This is a genomic window from Rhizohabitans arisaemae (assembly GCF_025996515.1).
GTDB lineage: Bacteria > Actinomycetota > Actinomycetes > Streptosporangiales > Streptosporangiaceae > Rhizohabitans > Rhizohabitans arisaemae.
Genome location: NZ_BLRH01000001.1, coordinates 75,126 through 94,604 on the forward strand (window position 1 = coordinate 75,126; position 19,479 = coordinate 94,604).

The following is a 19,479-nucleotide window of genomic DNA, read 5'->3' on the forward strand; positions in this document are numbered from 1 at the left end:
CGATCGGTGCAAGGAAGACAGGCACGAGGAGTGCCCGGGGGGAAGCTGGTGCGACTGCCAGCACCGAAAGCTTGACGAGGAACCCCCGGAGCCACCGCTCGGCTGGGTCCGGCAGGGCTGAGCGCGGTCCAGCCCTGCTGCGACTCACTTGACCAGACTCGCCAGAATGACGTTGATCCGAGCCTGCCCCGCCAGCAATTCGTTGGTGTTCTCCTGGACCATCCGCAGAGTCTCCTTCATGCTGGAGGTCGTCTCTTCGAGAGCCCCGGTCCGTTCGGCCAGGTTGTCCACCTTTGACTCAAGCCGGTCGACCTTGACCTCAAGGTTGTCGACCTTGATCTCAAGGTGGTCCACCTTGGTCTCGACCCGGATGAGACGCTCATCCATCTCCTCCACCTTGGTCTCGACCCGGATGAGACGGTTGTCCATCTCCTCCACCTTGACCTCAAGGCGGTCGACCTTGGCCTCGACCCGGACGAGACGCTCATCCATCTCCTCCACCTTGGTCTCGACCCGGATGAGACGCTCATCCATCTCCTCCACCTTGGTCTCGACCCGGATGAGACGGTTGTCCATCTCCTCCACCTTGACCTCAAGGCGGTCGACCTTGGTCTCCACCCGGACGAGACGGTTGTCCATCTCACCGACCTTGGCGTCCAGCTCGCCGACCTTGACTTCGAGGCGAGCCTGGCCCTCTTCGAGCCTCCCGACCCGCTGATCGACCTCGTGGACTTGCTTGCTCAGCCCGTGAACCTGGTCGCTCAGGCCGTCCACCTGCTTGCCAAGCCCGTGGACCTGCTTTCCCAGGCCGACGACCTCGTGGCCGACTCCGTCGAACCGGCGCCCGAGCCCCTCGAAGTGGTGGCCGATCCCCCGTACCGTCTCCAGGATCTCCACGGACACGCGGGCGCCCTCCTCGGATTTCTCATGGAGGTAGGTGAATCCCACCTCCAGTAACTGGACCTTCTTGTGCATCTTCTCCACGTCCACGGTCACGATGTTCTCCTGTTGGATTTCGCCTCAGGCTCTCGGGCCGGGCCGGCCCATGGGGGGGGAGCGCTGAGCGCGTGACCGCACCACTATCCCACCACCCTCCGACACCTCCGGATTGCGGAGAGTTACAAAATCCCACATTTCGGGCGGACACCCCCCGGGGATTGGAGATTTTCCTACCCCAAGGTATGGTTTTCTGTATGCCAGCGGATCCGCTTCTCGTCGTGCGACGCCACGTCGACTTCCTCCGTGTCCGCAGCGCCATCTGTATGTGACGCCTTAGCCCTGCTTTTTTCTATGGGCGCGTGACCACGCCAGGCGTCACATTTCCTCATCCCCTTCCGCTCAACGGCGAGCCGACCCAGGGTGTGTCCTGCCTGCATCACGTGTCCCGAACCACCGGACCACCATCTTCCGCTTTCGGGAAGGACGCGCCATGACCACTCCGGCGAGGCCGGCGAGCCGCCACCACAAACGCCCGCGCGGCGAGGGCCAGTGGGCCCTCGGCTACCGCGAGCCGCTCAACAAGAACGAGGAACTCAAGAAGAACGACGACGGCCTCAACGTCCGGCAGCGGATCATCGACATCTACTCCAAGGCGGGCTTCGACTCGATCGACCCGGCCGACCTGCGCGGGCGGATGCGCTGGTACGGGCTGTACACCCAGCGCAAACCCGGGATCGACGGCGGCAAGACCGCGATCCTGGAGCCGGAGGAGCTGGACGACCGCTACTTCATGCTGCGGATCCGGATCGACGGCGGGCAGCTCGACCTGGAGCAGCTCCGGACGATCGCCGACATCTCCAACCGGTACGGCCGGGGCACCGCGGACGTCACCGACCGGCAGAACATCCAGCTCCACTGGATCGAGATCGAGAGCGTCCCGGCCATCTGGGAGGCCCTTGAGCGCGTCGGCCTGTCGACCACGGAGGCCTGCGGTGACACCCCGCGGGTCATTCTGGGGTGCCCGCTCGCCGGGATCGACGACGGGGAGCTGATCGACCCGACCCCGCAGATCATGCAGACCTACGACAAGTACGTCGGCAACCCCGAGTACTCCAACCTGCCCCGCAAGTTCAAGTCGGCCATGAGCGGCTGCCCGGCGCACTGCACCGTGCACGAGATCAACGACACGGCGTTCGTGGGGGTCGTCAACGAGCACGGCGAGACGGGCTTCGACCTCTGGGTCGGCGGCGGGCTCTCCACCAACCCCATGCTGGCCAAGCGGCTCGGCACCTTCGTCCGCCCGGAGCAGCTCCCCGAGGTGTGGGCCGGGGTCATCGGCATCTTCCGGGACTACGGGTACCGCCGGCTCCGCCACCGGGCCCGGATCAAGTTCCTCGTCAACGACTGGGGCGCGGAGAGGTTCCGGGAGATCCTGGAGACCGAGTACCTCGGCTACGCCCTGCCCGACGGCCCGGCCCCCGAGCTTCCGCGCGGCGGGCGCCGTGACCACGTGGGCGTGCACCGCCAGAAGGACGGGCTCTTCTACGTCGGTTTCGCCCCCAAGGTGGGCCGCCTGGACGGGGACCGGCTGCACCTCATCGCCGACATCGCCGAACGGCACGGCTCCGCCCGCATCCGCACCACCGTCGAGCAGAAGATGGTCATCCTGGACGTCGCCGAGGAGCAGGTGGAGAGCATCGTCCGGGAGCTGGAGGCCAACGACCTCCAGGTCTACCCCTCGACGTTCCGCCGGCAGACGATGGCGTGCACCGGCATCGAGTACTGCAAGCTCGCCATCGTGGAGACCAAGGGCCGGGCGGCCACGCTCATCGACGAGCTGGAGAAGCGCCTCCCCGACTTCAAGGACCCGCTGACGATCAACGTCAACGGCTGCCCCAACTCCTGCGCGCGGATCCAGGTGGCCGACATCGGGCTCAAGGGCCAGCTGGTCACCGACGCCCAGGGGAACCAGGTCGAGGGCTTCCAGATCCACCTGGGCGGTTCCCTCGGGGTGAACCCGGGCTTCGGGCGCAAGGTGCGCGGCCTGAAGGCGACCTCCGAGGAGTTGCCCGACTACGTGGAGCGGGTGCTGCGCAACTTCACCGCGCAGAAGAACGACGGGGAGACCTTCCACGAGTGGGTGCAGCGCGCCGCGGACGAGGACCTGAAGTGAACGCGTCGGAGAGCCCCGCGGGGAGGCGGTCATGAGTGAGCGCGCGGTTCCGTTCCACTGCCCTTACTGCGGTGAAGAGGACCTCGAACCCTATGAGAACACCCACGGCGGCTGGTACTGCCGCTCCTGCGCGCGTGCGTTCGTTGTGAAGTTCATCGGAGTGGGAGTGCGAATATGAGCATGCTTGCGGAGACCCGACCGACTCTCGACCTCCAGGACATCGTGGACTCCGCGGCGAAGGCGCTGGAGGACGCCACCGCGTTGGAGATCATCCGCTGGGCGACGGCCACGTTCGGCGACCGGATCTGCCTGACCTCGTCCATGACCGACGCCGCCCTCATCCATCTGGTCTCCCGGGTGAAGCCGGGGATCGACGTGCTCTTCGTCGACACCGGTTACCACTTCCCGGAGACGATCGGCACGCGTGACGCCGTACAGGCCGTCTACGACGTCAATGTGATCAACGTGACCCCGTCGCGGACGGTTGCGGAGCAGGAGCGTGATCTCGGACCACGCCTCTTCGGCCGCAATCCGGATCTGTGCTGCTTTCTCCGTAAGGTTGAGCCGCTCAATCAGGCGCTTGAGGGATACATGGCCTGGTTCAGCGGTATCCGCCGGGAGGAGACCGTCAACCGCAAGCACACCCGCGCGGTCGAATGGGACGCCAAACGCGGCATGGTCAAGGTGAACCCCATCGTGGCCTGGACGGCCGAGGACCTCGGCAACTACATCACCGACAACGGGATCATCGTCAACACCCTGCAGTACGACGGCTACCCCTCGATCGGATGCGCGCCGTGCACCCGCCGGGTCGCGCCGGGTGAGGACCCGCGGAGCGGCCGCTGGGTCGGCACCGGCAAGACCGAGTGCGGACTCCACCTGTGAGCACCCCGCTCAGCCCGCTGATCGCGGTCGCCCACGGCAGCCGCGATCCGCGGGCCGCCGCGACGGTCGAGGCGCTGATGGCCCGGGTACGGCTGGCGCGACCCGGTCTGACGGTCCGGGCCGCCTACCTCGACCACGCCTCACCCACCCTCGCCGAGGCCATGGCGTCGGTCCGGGCGCGGGAGGCCGTGGTCCTGCCCCTGCTGCTCACCGAGGCGTACCACAGCCGGATCGACCTGCCCGCCGCGCTCGAGGCGGCCCCGCCGCACCTGCGGATCCGGTACGGCGGCACGCTGGGCCCGCATCCGCTCCTGACCCACGTCATGGAGCGGCGGCTCGCCCGGGTGGGGGTGACCGCGGGCGACCCGTCCACGGCGGTGGTCCTCGCCGCCGCGGGTTCGAGCGACCCGGCGGCCAACGCGGTGATCGCCGCGATGGCGCAGGCCTGGCGGGCCCGCGGCTGGTGGTCGGTGACCGCCGCCTACGCCTCGGCCGCCTCCCCCACGCCTGAGGAGGCGGTGGCGGCCCTGCGCGCGGCCGGGGCGCCGCGGGTGGTCGTGGCGCCGTATCTGCTGGCCCCCGGATACTTCGCCGACAAGGTACGGCGTACCGCGGTCGCGGCGGGCGCCGCGGCGGTGGGCGAGGTGCTGGGCGCCGCACCCGAGATCGCACGCGTCGTGCTGGAGCGCTATCTGGCGGTTCGCGCCCCGGAGTCCGCGCTGGCGAGCTGATCCCGCCCGCCGGCCGGGGAAGGCGCTCCTTCAGTGGAAGACCGGTGACCTCGCGGTCACCGGTCACACCGGACTAGCTCCAGTGGACGGGTGGCGGCGGGGGAGGCTGGTGCCCGTGGGGCGGGTGATGCCCGTACGGCGGGTGAAGCGGCTCCTGCACGTGCGGCGGGGGAAGCGGCGGGGGGTATCCGTGCATGGACGCCTCGATCCGGGCCTTCCAGTGCTCCCGCCAGGCGCGGAACATCGTGCCGGACCGTTTCTCCGCGGCCTGTTCGCCGAGGACTTTGACGTCGCCCATGAGCACGAAGGCGTTGACCCGGACCCGCGGCACGGTCCTTCCGGGCGGCGCCTCGGCCACCTTGACGCGCTTGTCCCCCATGATGGAGATCCCGGAGACGTCGACGTCGACCCCGTCCGGCACGATGATCGTCACATCTCCCATGATCGCCGTGGCCGCGATGTCGACCTCGCCGGAGATCAACTCGGTCTCGCGCAGATCCAGCAGGACGTCGCCCATGACCGCCACGGCCCCGAGCTCCTGATCGACCTTCCAGCGGCCGCGCCGCTTGGTGTCCCCCATGACCGCCACGAACCAGCGCCGGCCGCGGCGCGGCGCCCCCTCGCGCGCCGGATACGCGGGAGCGTGCGGCGCGACCGAGGAGCCGGGGAGGTCGGCCGTGATCGCTCTGAGCTCGCCCAGCGTGACCGCCGTGTAGGCGGCCTCCGTCCGGTCGGTCAACTCTCCGAATGTGAGCCGTCCGTCCACCGAAGCCACGCGCAGCTGCTCGACGACGGCCTCACGTTCGGCGTCGGACGCGCGAATGTTCATGGGATCGTTCACAATACGAGGGTATATCGCGGTGTGCGCACACCCATCCTCCTCAAGGAGGAGGGATGGGGCAGGTCAGGGCCGCGAGAGGTCGTGGACGGCGAGGCCGCTGCGGCCGCTCACCAGGAAGCAGAACTCCCTGGCGTCGGTCATCGGCCGCAGGTGGACGTCGTCCGGCGAGGAGAGCGCCCGGCCGAGCACCGCCGCGATGTCCTCGGTGTGGATCCAGGTCTCCAGCGCCCGTGAGGCGAGGTGGTCCTGCACCGACAGCCGGAACCCGCCGACCCCGACGATCTGGTCGGCGAGCTGCGGACCGGACGCCCCGACGCGCTCGCACAGGCTGCCCGCCTGGCCCCACCAGTCGTCGCGCGTCCGCTCCGGCGGCCTGCCGTGCGAGTCAACGATCATGACGGCGGTCCTGGCGAGCCGGTCGTCCCCGGAGATCGGCGGCCCGACGACCCGCGCCCCGAGGGTCGCGGCGACCAGTCCGTCGACCGCGGTGAGGTGGGCGATCAGGTCCTGAACCGTCCATCCTTCGAGGATGACCCTGGCCCAGTCGTCCGTGGCGAGGGAGCCGAGCAGTGAGTCGAGTGCGGCGACGCGTGCGGCGTAAGGCTCCGCGTACGATGGAACGGTGGCCAGGCGATCTCGCACGTGGCACCACACTCCTGTCCCTGGCAAGGGGAGTCAAGTAATGACGGATCGATCATGACATCTTTTATCGGCGAAGTGACGAAAAACCCGTAAAGGCTCAGGGATTCACAGCGGACGTTCAGCTTCCCGGGAAGCCGCCGGTCAAACCCGTCCCGCTTGCGATCTTCCAGCCGCCGGGGCAGGGCCCGGCGATGTGCATGCCATATAAGCACGGAGTCCTCCCGGGCGCGAGACGACCGAGCGAAAGAACGGGATTCACAGCCGACGTTCAGGTTTCGGTCGGAAACCCCTCCACCGACCCTCGGCGCCGCAGACCTCCCGGACCGCCACAGGGTACGGGCGCAAGCAGGGCCGGGGAGCGGCCGCCTCAGGCCGTACCCTCCCGGACGGCTCCCGGTCGGCGGGGTCGCGCACGGCATGGGGTCGCCGGCGAGCGGCGCGCGGGACGGGGGCGCCCTCAAGACCGCCGGACCACGCCGACCCCTAGGCTAGGGCCCATGGCTACTACACGTACAGCGACGACCCAGTGGAAGGGCGCGCTCCTCGACGGTTCAGGCACGGTCTCGCTGGACTCCTCCGGGATCGGGACCTTTGAGGTGAGCTGGCCCTCCCGCGCCGAGCAGGCGAACGGGAAGACCAGCCCCGAAGAGCTGATCGCGGCGGCGCACTCCTCGTGCTACTCGATGGCGCTCTCCCACGGCCTGGCCGGGGCCGGGACCCCTCCGCAGTCGGTGCAGACCAAGGCCGACGTCACCTTCCAGCCGGGCGAGGGCATCACCGGCATCGTCATCTCGGTCCGCGCCGTGGTCCCCGGCATCTCCGAGGCGGACTTCCAGGCCGCGGCGGAGAACGCCAAGAAGAACTGCCCGGTGAGCAAGGCCCTGGCCGGCACGACGATCACGCTCAACGCCGAGCTCCTCGGTTCCTGACCCCGGCATCGGCGGTTCTGCGAGGACACGACACGGTGTTTTCGCAGGACCGCCCTGAACGAGAGCGGTCTGGGAGAATCAGGTCACATGCGTGATGTCTGGCCAGGCGAGCCCTACCCCCTCGGCGCGACGTGGGACGGCGAGGGGACGAACTTCTCGATCTTCTCCGAGTCCGCCGAGCGGGTCGAACTGTGCCTGTTCGACGACGACGGCGTCGAGACCCGGGTGGACCTGCCGGAGGTGGACGGCTTCGTCTGGCACGGCCGTCTCCCCGGCGTCGGACCGGGCCAACGGTACGGCTACCGCGTGCACGGGCCCTACGACCCGGCCCGGGGCCTGCGGGGCGACCCGTCCAAACTCCTCGTCGACCCGTACGGCAAGGCGATCGAGGGCCGGGTGACCTGGGGCCAGGACCTGTTCTCCTACCGCTTCGAAGACCCGCAGCGCGCCAATCCCGCCGACAGCGCCCCGCTCATGCCGCGCAACGTCGTGATCGACCCCTCCTTCGACTGGGGCGACGACCGGGCGCCGCGCACGCCGTACCACGAGACGGTCATCTACGAGGCCCACGTCCGCGGGCTCACCATCCGCCACCCCGAGGTGCCGGAGGAGCTGCGGGGGACCTACGCGGGGCTGGCCCATCCGGCGATCGTCGACCACCTGCGCGACCTCGGGGTGACCGCGATCGAGCTCATGCCGGTCCACCAGTTCGTCTCCGAGCACGAGCTGGTGACCCGCGGGCTCGTCAACTACTGGGGATACAACACGATCGCCTACCTGGCGCCGCACAACGCCTACTCCTCCTCCGGGCAGCGCGGCCAGCAGGTGCGCGAGTTCAAGTCGATGGTGAAGGCCCTGCACGCCGCGGGGATCGAGGTCATCCTGGACGTGGTCTACAACCACACCGCCGAGGGCGGCCACCTGGGCCCGACCCTGGCGTACCGGGGGATCGACAACGTCGCCTACTACCGGCTGCGCGAGTCCGATCCGCGGTACTACCTGGACTACACCGGCTGCGGGAACTCGCTCAACGTCCGTTCCCCGCACGCCCTGCAATTGATCATGGACTCGCTCCGCTACTGGGTCGTCGAGATGCACGTCGACGGCTTCCGCTTCGACCTGGCCGCGGCCCTCGCCCGCGAGCTCCACGACGTGGACCGGCTCTCGGCCTTCTTCGACCTGGTCCAGCAGGATCCGGTGGTCTCCCAGGTGAAGCTGATCGCCGAGCCGTGGGACGTCGGGGAGGGCGGCTACCAGGTCGGCAACTTCCCGCCGCTGTGGACCGAGTGGAACGGCAAGTACCGCGACGCCACCCGTGACTTCTGGCGCTCCGTCCCCGCGATGCTGCCCGAGTTCGCCTCCCGGCTGACCGGCTCCTCCGACCTCTACGCCACCTCCGGCCGCCGGCCGGTCGCCTCGATCAACTTCGTCACCTGCCACGACGGGTTCACCCTCACCGACCTGGTCTCCTACGACCGCAAGCACAACGAGGCCAACGGGGAGCACAACCGGGACGGCACCGACGACAACCGCTCCTGGAACTGCGGCGCCGAGGGCCCCGTCGAGGACCCGGGGATCCAGGCGCTCCGGCGCCGCCAGCGCCGCAACCTCCTGACGACGCTCTTCGTCTCCCAGGGCGTGCCGATGCTGCTGGCCGGGGACGAGATCGGGCGTACCCAAGGGGGCAACAACAACGGCTACTGCCAGGACAACGAGATCTCCTGGGTCGACTGGTCCCGCCTCGGCGAGGAAAAGGAGCTGCTTGAGTTCGTCCGGGAGCTGACCCGTCTCCGCCGCGCGCACCCGGTCTTCCGCAGGCGACGGTTCTTCCACGGACGCCGCGCCGGCGGCGGGATCCGCGACATCGTCTGGCTCACCCCGGCGGGTGTGGAGATGACCTCCCGGGACTGGCACAGCGGGTTCGGCAGGTCGCTGGGCGTGTTCGTCAACGGCGACGCCATCACCGAACCCGGCCCCCGGGGCGAGAAGATCACCGATGCGTCGTTCGTCCTCCTGATCAACGCGCACCACGAGGACCTGGCGTTCACCCTGCCCGGCCCGGAGTTCGGCCGGTCCTGGGAGACGGTCGTCGACACCGTGTGCGAGGGGACCGTGGACCGCCGCGAGCGCATCGGACCGCACGGCTCGGTGACGGTGGGGGCCCGCTCCATGCAGATCCTCCGACACGCCCCGGGCTGACCGCCCCCGCCGTCAGGCCCCGCCGGCCCCGGTCGCCGCGGTGAGCAGGACCAGGACGAACGTGGCGACGCCGACCAGCCCGTGCAGGAAGACCGCGAGCACCGGGAACCGCCGCCCGGCTCCCCTGGCGTGCCGGCCCCGGCCGAGCAGCCAGCGGGTGAGCATGGTGAAGCCGAGCAGCGCGGTGACGACCAGGATCGCCAGCGACGTCCAGACGTAGACCCGGCGGGAGGTCAGCAGGTAGGCCGTCCAGAACCCAAGGCCGCCGAGGGCGAGCAAGGGGTGGACGAGGGTCAGGAGCGCCGGGAACCGGGTGACCTTGGTCGCCTGCCGCCGCAGACCGCCGTCGGCCAGCCAGACGATCAGCAGATAGAACCCCATCCCGGTGGCGAGCAACCAGGTCACCGTGGTGGCCAGCTTCACGGCATCCCTCCCACACCCTTGTGTCGCGGCTCCGCGTGCGAACGGTACCCAGCCGACCCCCGCGCCACGGGCCGTTCGGGGAAGGTGTTACCCCGCGGTGACCTCCCGAACGAGCCGGTCGGAGCCGTATGTCAAGGTGGGAACGTGCGTCGTATCTTTCCTGAACCGGCCGTCGACATCGACCTCGCGCAGGCCTACGCCTACGCGGACGGACCCTGCGTGCGGGCGAACATGGTGGCGAGCGCCGACGGCGCCGCCTGGGTGAAGGGTCTCTCCGGCGGCCTGTCGGGCCGGGGTGACCGCCGCGCGTTCGCGGTCCTGCGCGGTCTCGCCGACGTGATCCTGGCGGGCGCGACGACCGTGCGGTCCGAGGGCTACGGGCCGGTCAGGCCGCGGGACTCCTGGGCGGGGCTCCGCGCGGGCCGGACGGCGGCGCCCCCGATCGCCGTGGTCACCCGCAAGCTCGACCTCGATCTGGACGGCCGTCTGTTCACCGAGGCGGAGCCGTACGCGCGGACCATCGTGATCACCACGGAGTCGGCTCCGGCCGATCGCCGGGCCCGGGCGGCCGAGCTGGCCGACGTGGTCGTGGCCGGCGACGACCGGGTCGAGCCCGCGGCCGCGGTACAGGCCCTGCGGGATCGGGGGCTGCCCCATGTGCTGTGTGAGGGGGGTCCCCGGCTCCTCGCCCAGTTCGGCGCCGCGGACCTGATCGACGAGCTCTGCCTGACGATCAGCCCGATGCTGGTGGGGGGTGAGGCGTCGCGCATCCTCAACGGTCCCGCCGCGCGCTCGCGGATGCGGCTCGTCCACGTCCTGGAGGAGGAGGGATTCCTGCTGTGCCGATATCGCCGATGAACCCGATGCGGCTGCCGGTGACCCCACCGGTGGCGCCCATGCTCGCCAAGGCGGTCAAGGTCTTGCCGGAGCAGAGCGGCGACCTCTGTTATGAGCCGAAATGGGATGGTTTCCGATGCATCGTCTTCCGGGACGGTGACGAGGTCTACCTGGGGAGCCGCAACGAGCGGCCCTTCACCCGATACTTCCCCGAGCTCGTCGAGGCGGTCCGGGCGGAGCTGCCGGAGCGCTGCGTCGTCGACGGCGAGATCGTGGTGCGCAACGGCCCGGTCCTGGACTTCGACGCCCTTCAGCAGCGGATCCACCCCGCCGCCTCCCGGGTGGCGATGCTGGCCGGGCACACCCCGGCGATGTTCGTCGCCTTCGACCTGCTCGCCGTCGGCCACGAGAACCTGATGGGCGCCCCGTTCGCCGAGCGGCGCCGCCGGCTCGTCGAGGCGCTGCGCGGCGCCGGGAGATCGGTGCACGCCACCCCGCTGACCCGCTCCTACGAGCAGGCCCGCGCCTGGTACGAGGACTTCGAGGGCGCCGGACTGGACGGGGTGGTCGTCAAGCCGGGTGACCTGCCGTACCTCCCGGACAAGCGGGCCATGGTCAAGGTGAAGCACGAGCGCACCGCGGACGTGGTGGTCGCCGGATACCGGGAGCACAAGTCCGGCCCGGTGGTGGGCTCGCTCCTGCTCGGCCTCTACGACGACGCGCACACGCTGCACCACGTCGGCGTGGCCGCGGCGTTCACCATGCGACGCCGGGCCGAGCTGGTGGACGAGCTCGCCCCGTACCGGGCCGGCGACCTCGCCGGGCACCCGTGGGGCTCCTGGGCCGGGGAGCGGACCGAGTCGAGCGGGCGGATGCCGGGGGCGGTCTCCCGGTGGAGCGCCGGCAAGGACCTCTCCTTCATCCCGCTCCGGCCCGAGCTCGTGGTCGAGGTGGCCTACGACCACATGGAGGGCACCCGGTTCCGGCACACCGCGCGCTTCCTGCGGTGGCGCCCGGACCGGAGCCCCGCCTCGTGCACCTACGAACAGCTGGAGACTCCGGCGGGGTACGACCTCGACGACATCCTTGGAACGATCCAAAAATAGTGCCCGGTACGGCTGCGCCGCGCGCGGTACCGTGTGCTCATGGACAAGGTTGTGAAGAGCGAGGCGCAGTGGCGGGAGCAGCTCACTCCCGAGGAGTATCACGTGCTGCGCGAGGCGGGCACCGAGCGCGCGTGGACCGGGGAGTACGTCCAGACCAAGACGGCCGGGGTGTACTCCTGCCGGGCGTGCGGGGCCGAGCTCTTCCGCTCGGCGACCAAGTTCGACTCCCACTGCGGCTGGCCCTCGTTCTACCAGCCGTCCGAATCCGACGCCGTCGTCCTGCTGGAGGACCGTTCGCTCGGGACGATCAGGACCGAGGTCCGCTGCGCCCGGTGCGACTCCCATCTCGGCCACGTGTTCCACGGGGAGGGCTACCCGACCCCGACCGACGACCGCTACTGCATCAACTCGGTCTGCCTGACCCTCCTGCCCGAGTGAGACCCCTCAGGCGCGGGGAGCGGGGTGGGTGACCCGGCAACTCCGATCGCTCCCCCCGATGAGGTTGGCGACCACGGGGTTGCCGTTCTCCCCGGATCGCGCCTGGACGAACAGGACCGGCCGGTCGACGCCGACCTCCTCGACGAGGTACCGCCGACCCCGCTCGCAGAGCGTGATCGCATCCGAGGAGTTGCCCGCCGACTCCGGCAGATCCGTGTAAATCCGTAAATATCCGCCGACAGAACGGATGTCCTTGATGCGGTTGGCGGGCCGATCAGCCCACCGGGCCCGGAAGTAGGCGATGGCGGCGACGTCGGAGTCCACTCCCCGGACGACCTCGGAGCCGACCCGCTTCCCGCCCTGCCCCGACGAGGAGACCCGCCGCTTCGCCGGCGGGCCGGACGGGGAGCCGGCCGACGGCTCCGCCGGTTCCGGTGCGGGGCTTGTGGCCACCCCGCCCGTAGGCTTGACGCCGCCCTGCAGACCGGTCGTGAGCTCGTTCTCGGGCACCGGGCCGGGCTCCGGTCCGCCGAGGCCGACCAGGACCAGCCCGGCGATCACGACCGCGGCGACGCCCCAGCCGACGGCCCCGCGCAGGCTCGGGCACCGGAGCGCACGTTGCGGAGCCCGGCGAGAACCCTGTCTTCCCCGTCCATGACGTCCAAGCCCTCGCACCTCGCGCGCCACCTCTCCCACTCCGGCATCTCTCGGACGGAGTATGCCAAAGGTAACGGGACGGCAACGGCGATATCAAAAATCGCCTACGTCACGGAAGCGCGGCCACCAGCTCCGCCACCGGCTTGCGCGTCCCGGTGAAGAACGGGATCTCGATCCGGGTGTGCTCCCTGGCCTTGGCCCCCCGCAGGTGCCGCATGAGGTCGACGATCCGGTACAGCTCGTCGGCCTCGAAGGCGAGCATCCACTCGAAGTCGTTGAGCGCGAAGCAGGCGACCGTGTTGGCCCGGACGTCGGGATAGTCCCGCGCCATCAGCCCGTGCTCGGCGAGCATCGCCCGGCGCTCGGCGTCCTCCAGGAGATACCACTCGTAGGACCGGACGAAGGGATAGACGCAGACGAACGGACGAGCCTCCTCCCCGGCCAGGAACGCGGGGATGTGGCTCTTGTTGAACTCCGCCGGGCGGTGCAGGGCCATCGCCGACCACACCGGCTCGCAGGCGCGCCCCAGCCCGGTCCGCCGGAATCGGCCGTACACCTCCTGGAGGTCCTCGGCCGCGGGCGCGTGCCACCAGAACATCAGGTCCGCGTCGGCGCGGAAACCCGAGACGTCGTAGCAGCCGCGGGTCACGACGTCCTTGGCCCCGGCCTGCTCCAGCAGGTCCGCCACCTCGCGGGCCACCCGCTCGCGATCCTCGGGGATCCGGTCCCGGACCCGGAAGACCGACCACATCGTGTAGCGGATCACCTGGTTGAGGTCGCGGGCCTTCGGCTTCCGGCCGCCCTCCGTCTGACTCACCGTCGTACTCTCCTTAATCCGCCGAAACCGACTCGTCCGCCCGGTGTGGTCACCCGGCGACCCGCAGCACCCGCTCGGTACGCCATTCTCGCCTGGGGTCCAGATGGTCGAGCACCCGGGCGGCCGCCGCCCGCGCCGTGGCCGTGATCGCCGGGATCCCGATGCCGTCGTAGGCCGCGCCGCAGAGCGCCAGCCCCGGCTGCGTCGCCTCCGCGGCGCGAATCCTGGCGATCCGCTCCAGATGCCCCACCTCGTATTGGGGAAGCCCCCCGCCCCATCGGGTCACCCGGGTGTCGCGGGGCAGCCCCCGCGCCCCCGACGTCTCCGCCAGCTCGGCCACGGCCAGGGCGACCAGCTCGGCGTCGTCGCGGTGCAGGAGCCGCTCGTCGCCGAACCTGCCGAGCGAGCAGCGGACCACGACCGGCGCCGTGGCGGACCGGGCCAGATGCGGCCACTTCACGCTGCTGAAGGACACGCCTTTGACCGCGCGGTCCTCGACGGCGGGGACCAGGTAGCCGCTGCCCAGCAGCGGCTCGGGGAACGCCTCGCGAGGGTAGGCGAGCGTGACGACCGCCATGCTCGCGTACTCGATCCCGGCCAGCTCGGCCGCCGCGGCCGGGACCTCGGCGGCGAGCAGCCGGCCCGCGGGGGCGGCGGGCACCGCGACGATCACCGCGTCCGCCTCCACCGTCTCCGGCGCCCGCGCCGGTCCGACGGTCAGCCGCCACCCCGACGGCGTGCGGCGCAGCTCCCGGACCACGGCCCCCGTCCGTACCGTCGCCCCCGAGGCCGCGGCCACCGCCCCGGGCAGGGTGCCGAGGCCGCCGACGACCGTGGTGAACACCGGCCCCGGGTCGCGGGGCGCGCCGTCCCGGATCTCCCGGACGGCGGCGAGCACGGACCGCCGGTCCCGCGCCGCCGCGGCGATCTGCGGCAGCGTCGCCGCCAGGGACAGCCGCTCGGTCCGCCCGGCGTAGACCCCGCCGAGCATCGGCTCGACCAGACGGTCCACGACTTCGCGACCGAGCCTGGCCCCGAGGTAGCCGGCCACGGAGACGTCCCCGGTGAACAGGGTGGGGGCGAGCACCTGGTCCATGGAGGCGCGGATCAGCCCGGTCGGGGAGAGCACACCGGACGCGGCCAGCGTCGCCAGATCCCCCGGAACCCCCAGGACGTGCCCGTGCGGAAACTCCCGGAGCGCCCCTCTGCTCCACACCCGGGCGAGGAGGGTCGCGGGGTACACCAGCTCCGGCCCGAGGCCGGCCTCCCGCGCCAGGGCCTCGCCCTCGGGGCGCCGTACCAGCATCGCCTCGGCCCCCTCGTCGACGGCGATCCCGGCGACCTCGGAGACCGAGAGCTTGCCGCCGATCCGGGGCGCCCCCTCCAGAACCGTGACCCGCACCCGGTCGCCGCCGTCGCGGCGCAGGAACCAGGCCGCGGCGAGCCCGGCGATCCCGCCGCCGACCACGACGACGTGCCGCCTGCTCCCCCCGATGTCTTCCATGACACCGACGGTACCCGCCGGGGTTCCCGGTCCGCGATTCACGGTCGCGGTACCGCCCTTTCCGCCGTGACGCCTTTGAGACCAGGGCGAACGCAACCCCGGTGTGCCCGGTGCCGTCTCCTTCATATGAAACGCATTCGCATGTCGGCCCTCGCCGCCCTGGGCCTTGTCATGCTGCTGTCCGGCTGCGGGGGCGGATCGCCGGATAACACCTTGTCGAGTGGAAACTACGCGGAGCCCCAGGCCCCCGCCAAGGCGGCCCCCGAGGCGGAGGGCGCAGGCGCCGCCGATCGGGCGGACGCAGGCGCCCGGAATCCGGCGCTCCAGTCCAAGCCCGAGGCCGACGGGGGCCAGGAGATCAAGCTCGCCAAGAGCGCACAGTCCGTCATCTACACCGCCGAGATGACCGTGCGCGTCGCCGAGGTCTCCGGCGCGGCGGAGAAGGCCAAGACGATCGTGAAGGCGGCGGGGGGACACGTCTTCGGGGAACGCAGCTCCGCCCACCAGGAGAGCGAGGCCACCTCGACGATCATCTTCAAGGTCCCCCCGCCCAAATACGAGGAGGTGCTCGCCGCACTCAGCAAGGACCTCGGCAAGCTGGAGGCCCGGCAGCAGGACGCGGAGGACGTGACCGTGCAGGTCGCCGACGTCGAGAGCCGGATCAAGTCGACCACCGCCGCCATCGACCGGTTCAAACTCCTGCTCGGCAAGGCCGAGAAGATCGGTGACCTGCTCAACATCCAGCAGAACATCGACGCGCAGCAGATCGAGCTGGAGTCGCTGCAAGCCCGGCAGAAGGCGCTCAGCGCGCAGGTCAGCCTGACGACCATCACGGTGAACATCGTCGGCCCGACCGCCCGCGCGCCGGTCGTGGAGGACGAGCCGGACGGCTTCCTGGCGGGTCTGGGCGACGGCTGGAACGCCCTGGTGACCACGGGGAAGGTGCTGTTCACCGTCCTCGGCGTGCTGCTCCCCTGGCTCGCGCTGATCATCGTGCCCTGGGTGGTGATCCGCCTGGCGATGCGCCGCCCGATCATCCCCCGGCGCAGGCGGCCGCGGCCGGGCGGCGGACTGGAGGCCACCCAGGCGGGATGACCCGGGGTCAGCGGGCCGAGTAGGCGTGCACGAACTCGGTGAGCCGCAGGAGCTGGTCGGGGTCCGTGGCGGGGAGAACGCCGTGACCGAGGTTGAAGACGTGGCCGTGGGCCGCGCGACCCCGGTCCAGCACGCCCCGGGCCCGCCGCTCCACGACCTCCCAGGGGGCCAGCAGGATCGCCGGGTCCAGGTTGCCCTGGAGCGCCTTGTCCGGTGCGACGCGGCGCGCGGCCTCGTCGAGGGGGACCCGCCAGTCCACTCCGACGACGTCCGCGCCCGCCTCCCCCATCAGCCCGAGCAGCTCTCCCGTGCCCACGCCGAAGTGGATGCGCGGCACCGCGAGGCCGGCGAGGGAGGAGAAGACCCGCGAGGTGTACGGCAGCACGTGGGTGCGGTAGTCCTCGGGTGCGACCGCGCCGACCCAGGAGTCGAAGAGCTGGATCGCCGAGGCGCCCGCGGCCACCTGGATGCGCAGCCACTCGACGGTGAGGTCGGTGAGGCGCTCCATGAGCGCGCCCCACAGCGCGGGCTCGCCGTACATCATCGCCTTGGTGTGGTCGTGTGACTTGGACGGCCCGCCCTCGATGAGGTAGGAGGCGAGGGTGAACGGCGCGCCCGCGAACCCGATCAGGGGTGTGGGGCCGAGCTCCTTCACCAGGGTGGAGATCGCCTCGACGATGTACGGGACGTCGGCCGCCTCCACCGGGCGGATCGTGCGCACCGCCTTCTCGTCCCTGATCGGCGAGTCCACCACCGGCCCGACGCCGGGACGGATGTCGAGGTCGATCCCGATCGCGGTGAGCGGCACCACGATGTCGCTGAAGAAGATCGCGGCGTCGACCCCGTAGCGCCGGACGGGCTGGAGCGTGATCTCCGTGATCAGCTCGGGGTCGGCGCAGGCCTTGAGCATGGGGACCCCGGCGCGCACCGCGCGGTACTCGGGCAGCGATCGCCCGGCCTGCCTCATGTACCAGACGGGCGTATGAGGCACGCTCTGCCCTCGGCAGGCGCGCAGGAACGGCGAATCGGCGAGCTCAACGGTCACCCTCCGATCGTGCCACACCCGCGTACCGCTTCCGCCGGGAAAGAGGTGCGACTCAATTGAGACCTACGCTTTTGGGACACGCCGAGCGTGTTCCACAGAATTGCCGGTCCGGCGTGCCACCGTCGGGGGCGATGCGCACATCCCTCTGCCAGAAAAAGATCCATCCGATGAAAGGGCACGTCGATGTCGGTGTCTCCCCCCTGTCTCAACCGCGGGCCCACGCGGCCCGCGCCGGCGGCCCCGGGCGCCGGGAAAGCACCGGCCCAACCCTGCGGCGCGGACGCCCCGCGCCCTGCCCCGGCGGTCCGCTGAGTGGCTCAGATGACGATTTCCGACGCGCCCGTGGCGACGCACGGGATATATTCCGGTACCGCTTCAATCTACGCTTCGGTCATGACGCATCTCGGTGACGACGCGCACGGTCCGGCGCCCTTCCAGCGTGCCGTCTCCAGCCTGCGTACGGCCGAGATCCGGCCCGAGGTGGAGCTGGAGGACATCCCCGCCCCGCAGCGGCTCGCCCCGTACTCCGCGGCGCTCGGCGCGTCGGTCTACCGCGGCGACGAGGAGCTGGCCATGGGCCGGCTCATCGTCCTCTACGACCCCGAGGGCCAGCGCGGCTGGGAGGGACCGTTCCGTCTCGTGGCCTACCTGCGCGCCGACATGGAACCGGAGATCACCTCAGACCCGCTGCTCGGGCCGGTGGTCTGGAGCTGGCTCACCGAGGCCCTGGAGTCCCACAACGCGCGTTTCGCCGCCGCTAGCGGCACCGTGACCAGGGCCGTCTCCGAGGGCTTCGGCGGCAAGCGCGACGAGCCCGTCTCGACCGAACTGGAACTCCGCGCCTCGTGGTCACCGCTGGAGGAGGACCTCTCCGGCCATGTTTCGGCGTGGAGTGATCTCATGTGCCTCGCCGCGGGTATGCCTCCCGTACAACCCGGAGTGGCGACCCTGCCACCCCGGTCCGACGACGGAGGCCATGACGGACGGTAGCAACGACACCGTGGTTCCCCTGCTCGAACCACGGGAGGGCATCCCTTCGGTCATCGAGCACGAGGCGGACCTGACGGTAACCGTGGAAGCCTTCGCGAAAGGCTCCGGGCCGGTCGCGGTGGACGCCGAGCGTGCCTCGGGATACCGCTACAGCGGCCGCGCCTACCTGGTGCAGCTGCGGCGGGCGGGCGCCGGGACCGCGCTGATCGATCCGATCACCTGCCCCGATCTGCGCGCACTCGACGGGGCGCTCGCGGGGGTGGAGGTCATCCTGCACGCGGCCTCCCAGGACTTGGCCTGCCTGGCCGAGGTGGGGTTCAGGCCGCACATCCTGTTCGACACCGAGCTGGCCGGGCGGCTGCTCGGCTACGAGCGGGTGGGCCTCGGGACGATGGTGGAGAACATCCTGGGGTTCCGGCTGGAGAAGGGGCACTCCGCCGCGGACTGGTCCACCCGCCCGCTCCCGGAGGACTGGCTGCGCTACGCGGTGCTCGACGTGGAGATGCTGATAGAGCTGCGGAACGCCCTCCACGACCAGCTGGTCGAGCAGGGGAAGCTGGAGTGGGCGCACGAGGAGTTCGCGGCGGTGCTGTCGACCCCGGCGCCGGGTCCGCGCACCGACCCGTGGCGGCGCACGTCCGGCATTCACCGGGTGCGGAGCCAGCGCGGCCTCGCGGCGGTCCGGGAGATCTGGACCATCCGCGACGAGGTCGCCCAGGCGATAGACCTGGCCCCCGGCCGGGTCCTGCCCGACTCGGCGATCGTCGCGGCCGCGCTGGAGATGCCGCGGACCCCCAAGGCCCTCACCGCGATCGCCCCGTTCACCGGGCGGGTGGCCCGGCGGCACCTGCAGACCTGGCTCGCCGCGGTGAACCTCGCCAGGAGCATGGACGAGTCGCTGCTTCCGCAGCCGGGTGGGCCGGGTGACGGACCTCCGCCGACGAACCGCTGGGCGGACCGGGATCCGGCGGCGGCCAAGCGGCTGGCGGCGGCGCGGGCGGTCGTGGCGGCCCTCGCCGACGAGCACCACATGCCGACGGAGAACCTGCTGCAACCCGACGCGGTGCGGCGCCTCACCTGGGAACCCCCGGAGGAGGTGGCCGACGACTCGGTCGCGGAGCGGCTGCGCGAACTGGGCGCCCGGGAGTGGCAGATCAAGCTGACCTCCCATCCTCTGGCGAAGGCGCTACAGCGCCTGGAGATCAAGGGCGAGCTCTAGTCCCCGACG

Annotated in this window: 19 protein-coding genes; 11 read left to right on the top strand and 8 right to left on the bottom strand. The window is 70.7% G+C overall.

What is annotated here, in order from left to right; all coding sequences use genetic code 11:
* Positions 1–144 precede the first annotated feature (144 nt).
* On the bottom strand, positions 145–996 hold the full coding sequence (locus RUR_RS00315) for a tropomyosin (RefSeq protein WP_283132773.1): 852 nt from the start codon (positions 994–996) through the stop codon (positions 145–147).
* Between the two features lie 433 nt (positions 997–1,429).
* Here RUR_RS00315 and RUR_RS00320 point away from each other — a divergent pair, with 433 nt between their 5' ends.
* From RUR_RS00320 to RUR_RS00335, 3 genes are all read left to right on the top strand, one after another.
* Entirely contained in the window at positions 1,430–3,112 is a 1,683-nt protein-coding gene (locus tag RUR_RS00320) for a nitrite/sulfite reductase (protein ID WP_283132774.1), read from the top strand.
* 180 nt (positions 3,113–3,292) lie between these two features.
* Positions 3,293–3,997, top strand: coding sequence for a phosphoadenylyl-sulfate reductase (locus RUR_RS00330; protein ID WP_428846884.1), 705 nt, complete (start codon positions 3,293–3,295; stop codon positions 3,995–3,997).
* Complete coding sequence (locus RUR_RS00335) at positions 3,994–4,728, top strand: sirohydrochlorin chelatase (protein WP_283132777.1); 735 nt, start codon at positions 3,994–3,996, stop codon at positions 4,726–4,728. Before RUR_RS00330 ends, RUR_RS00335 begins: the two co-directional genes overlap by 4 nt.
* Before the next feature lie 73 nt (positions 4,729–4,801).
* On the opposite strand, the gene RUR_RS00340 is transcribed toward RUR_RS00335, so the two are convergent.
* Both RUR_RS00340 and RUR_RS00345 read right to left on the bottom strand, forming a co-directional pair.
* A complete protein-coding gene (locus tag RUR_RS00340; RefSeq protein ID WP_283132778.1) occupies positions 4,802–5,569 on the bottom strand; it encodes a DUF1707 SHOCT-like domain-containing protein in 768 nt (255 codons plus the stop codon).
* A 63-nt stretch (positions 5,570–5,632) separates the two neighbouring features.
* Complete coding sequence (locus RUR_RS00345; RefSeq protein WP_283132779.1) at positions 5,633–6,211, bottom strand: maleylpyruvate isomerase N-terminal domain-containing protein; 579 nt, start codon at positions 6,209–6,211, stop codon at positions 5,633–5,635.
* A 497-nt stretch (positions 6,212–6,708) separates the two neighbouring features.
* Here RUR_RS00345 and RUR_RS00350 point away from each other — a divergent pair, with 497 nt between their 5' ends.
* Positions 6,709–7,140, top strand: a complete 432-nt coding sequence (locus RUR_RS00350; RefSeq protein WP_283132780.1) for an OsmC family protein — start codon at positions 6,709–6,711, stop codon at positions 7,138–7,140.
* An 87-nt stretch (positions 7,141–7,227) separates the two neighbouring features.
* Entirely contained in the window at positions 7,228–9,339 is a 2,112-nt protein-coding gene (glgX, locus tag RUR_RS00355) for a glycogen debranching protein GlgX (protein WP_283132781.1), read from the top strand.
* A 12-nt stretch (positions 9,340–9,351) separates the two neighbouring features.
* On the opposite strand, the gene RUR_RS00360 is transcribed toward glgX, so the two are convergent.
* Complete coding sequence (locus RUR_RS00360) at positions 9,352–9,762, bottom strand: hypothetical protein (protein ID WP_283132782.1); 411 nt, start codon at positions 9,760–9,762, stop codon at positions 9,352–9,354.
* A 144-nt stretch (positions 9,763–9,906) separates the two neighbouring features.
* Here RUR_RS00360 and RUR_RS00365 point away from each other — a divergent pair, with 144 nt between their 5' ends.
* The 3 genes from RUR_RS00365 to msrB are packed head-to-tail and all read left to right on the top strand — an operon-like array spanning position 9,907 to position 12,143.
* Positions 9,907–10,620: a pyrimidine reductase family protein gene (locus RUR_RS00365; protein ID WP_283132783.1), complete on the top strand. Its 714-nt coding sequence runs from the start codon at positions 9,907–9,909 to the stop codon at positions 10,618–10,620.
* Positions 10,602–11,705 carry an ATP-dependent DNA ligase gene (locus RUR_RS00370; protein ID WP_283132784.1) on the top strand — a complete coding sequence of 368 codons (1,104 nt, stop codon included), beginning with the start codon at positions 10,602–10,604 and terminating at the stop codon, positions 11,703–11,705. Before RUR_RS00365 ends, RUR_RS00370 begins: the two co-directional genes overlap by 19 nt.
* Positions 11,706–11,744: 39 nt before the next feature.
* A complete protein-coding gene (gene msrB / locus RUR_RS00375; RefSeq protein ID WP_283132785.1) occupies positions 11,745–12,143 on the top strand; it encodes a peptide-methionine (R)-S-oxide reductase MsrB in 399 nt (132 codons plus the stop codon).
* A 6-nt stretch (positions 12,144–12,149) separates the two neighbouring features.
* Here msrB and RUR_RS00380 read toward each other — a convergent pair whose 3' ends face one another.
* The 3 genes from RUR_RS00380 to hemG form a co-directional block, all read right to left on the bottom strand.
* Positions 12,150–12,818, bottom strand: coding sequence for a hypothetical protein (locus tag RUR_RS00380; protein WP_283132786.1), 669 nt, complete (start codon positions 12,816–12,818; stop codon positions 12,150–12,152).
* A gap of 91 nt (positions 12,819–12,909) precedes the next feature.
* Positions 12,910–13,617, bottom strand: coding sequence for a hydrogen peroxide-dependent heme synthase (gene hemQ, locus RUR_RS00385; RefSeq protein WP_428846882.1), 708 nt, complete (start codon positions 13,615–13,617; stop codon positions 12,910–12,912).
* A gap of 49 nt (positions 13,618–13,666) precedes the next feature.
* Positions 13,667–15,121 (bottom strand): protoporphyrinogen oxidase, encoded by a 1,455-nt coding sequence (gene hemG, locus RUR_RS00390; RefSeq protein WP_283132787.1) that lies wholly within the window; start codon positions 15,119–15,121, stop codon positions 13,667–13,669.
* 126 nt (positions 15,122–15,247) lie between these two features.
* On the opposite strand from hemG, the gene RUR_RS00395 reads away from it, so the two are divergent.
* Complete coding sequence (locus RUR_RS00395; protein ID WP_283132788.1) at positions 15,248–16,216, top strand: DUF4349 domain-containing protein; 969 nt, start codon at positions 15,248–15,250, stop codon at positions 16,214–16,216.
* A gap of 7 nt (positions 16,217–16,223) precedes the next feature.
* Here RUR_RS00395 and hemE read toward each other — a convergent pair whose 3' ends face one another.
* The gene (gene hemE, locus RUR_RS00400) at positions 16,224–17,261 is read right to left on the bottom strand and encodes a uroporphyrinogen decarboxylase (RefSeq protein WP_283132789.1); all 1,038 of its coding nucleotides are present in this window, start codon (positions 17,259–17,261) and stop codon (positions 16,224–16,226) included.
* A 393-nt stretch (positions 17,262–17,654) separates the two neighbouring features.
* Here hemE and RUR_RS00405 point away from each other — a divergent pair, with 393 nt between their 5' ends.
* Together RUR_RS00405 and RUR_RS00410 are read left to right on the top strand one after the other, a co-directional pair.
* A complete protein-coding gene (locus tag RUR_RS00405) occupies positions 17,655–18,251 on the top strand; it encodes a DUF3000 domain-containing protein (RefSeq protein WP_283132790.1) in 597 nt (198 codons plus the stop codon).
* Positions 18,238–19,470: an HRDC domain-containing protein gene (locus RUR_RS00410; RefSeq protein ID WP_283132791.1), complete on the top strand. Its 1,233-nt coding sequence runs from the start codon at positions 18,238–18,240 to the stop codon at positions 19,468–19,470. Before RUR_RS00405 ends, RUR_RS00410 begins: the two co-directional genes overlap by 14 nt.
* The last annotated feature ends 9 nt before the right edge of the window (positions 19,471–19,479 follow it).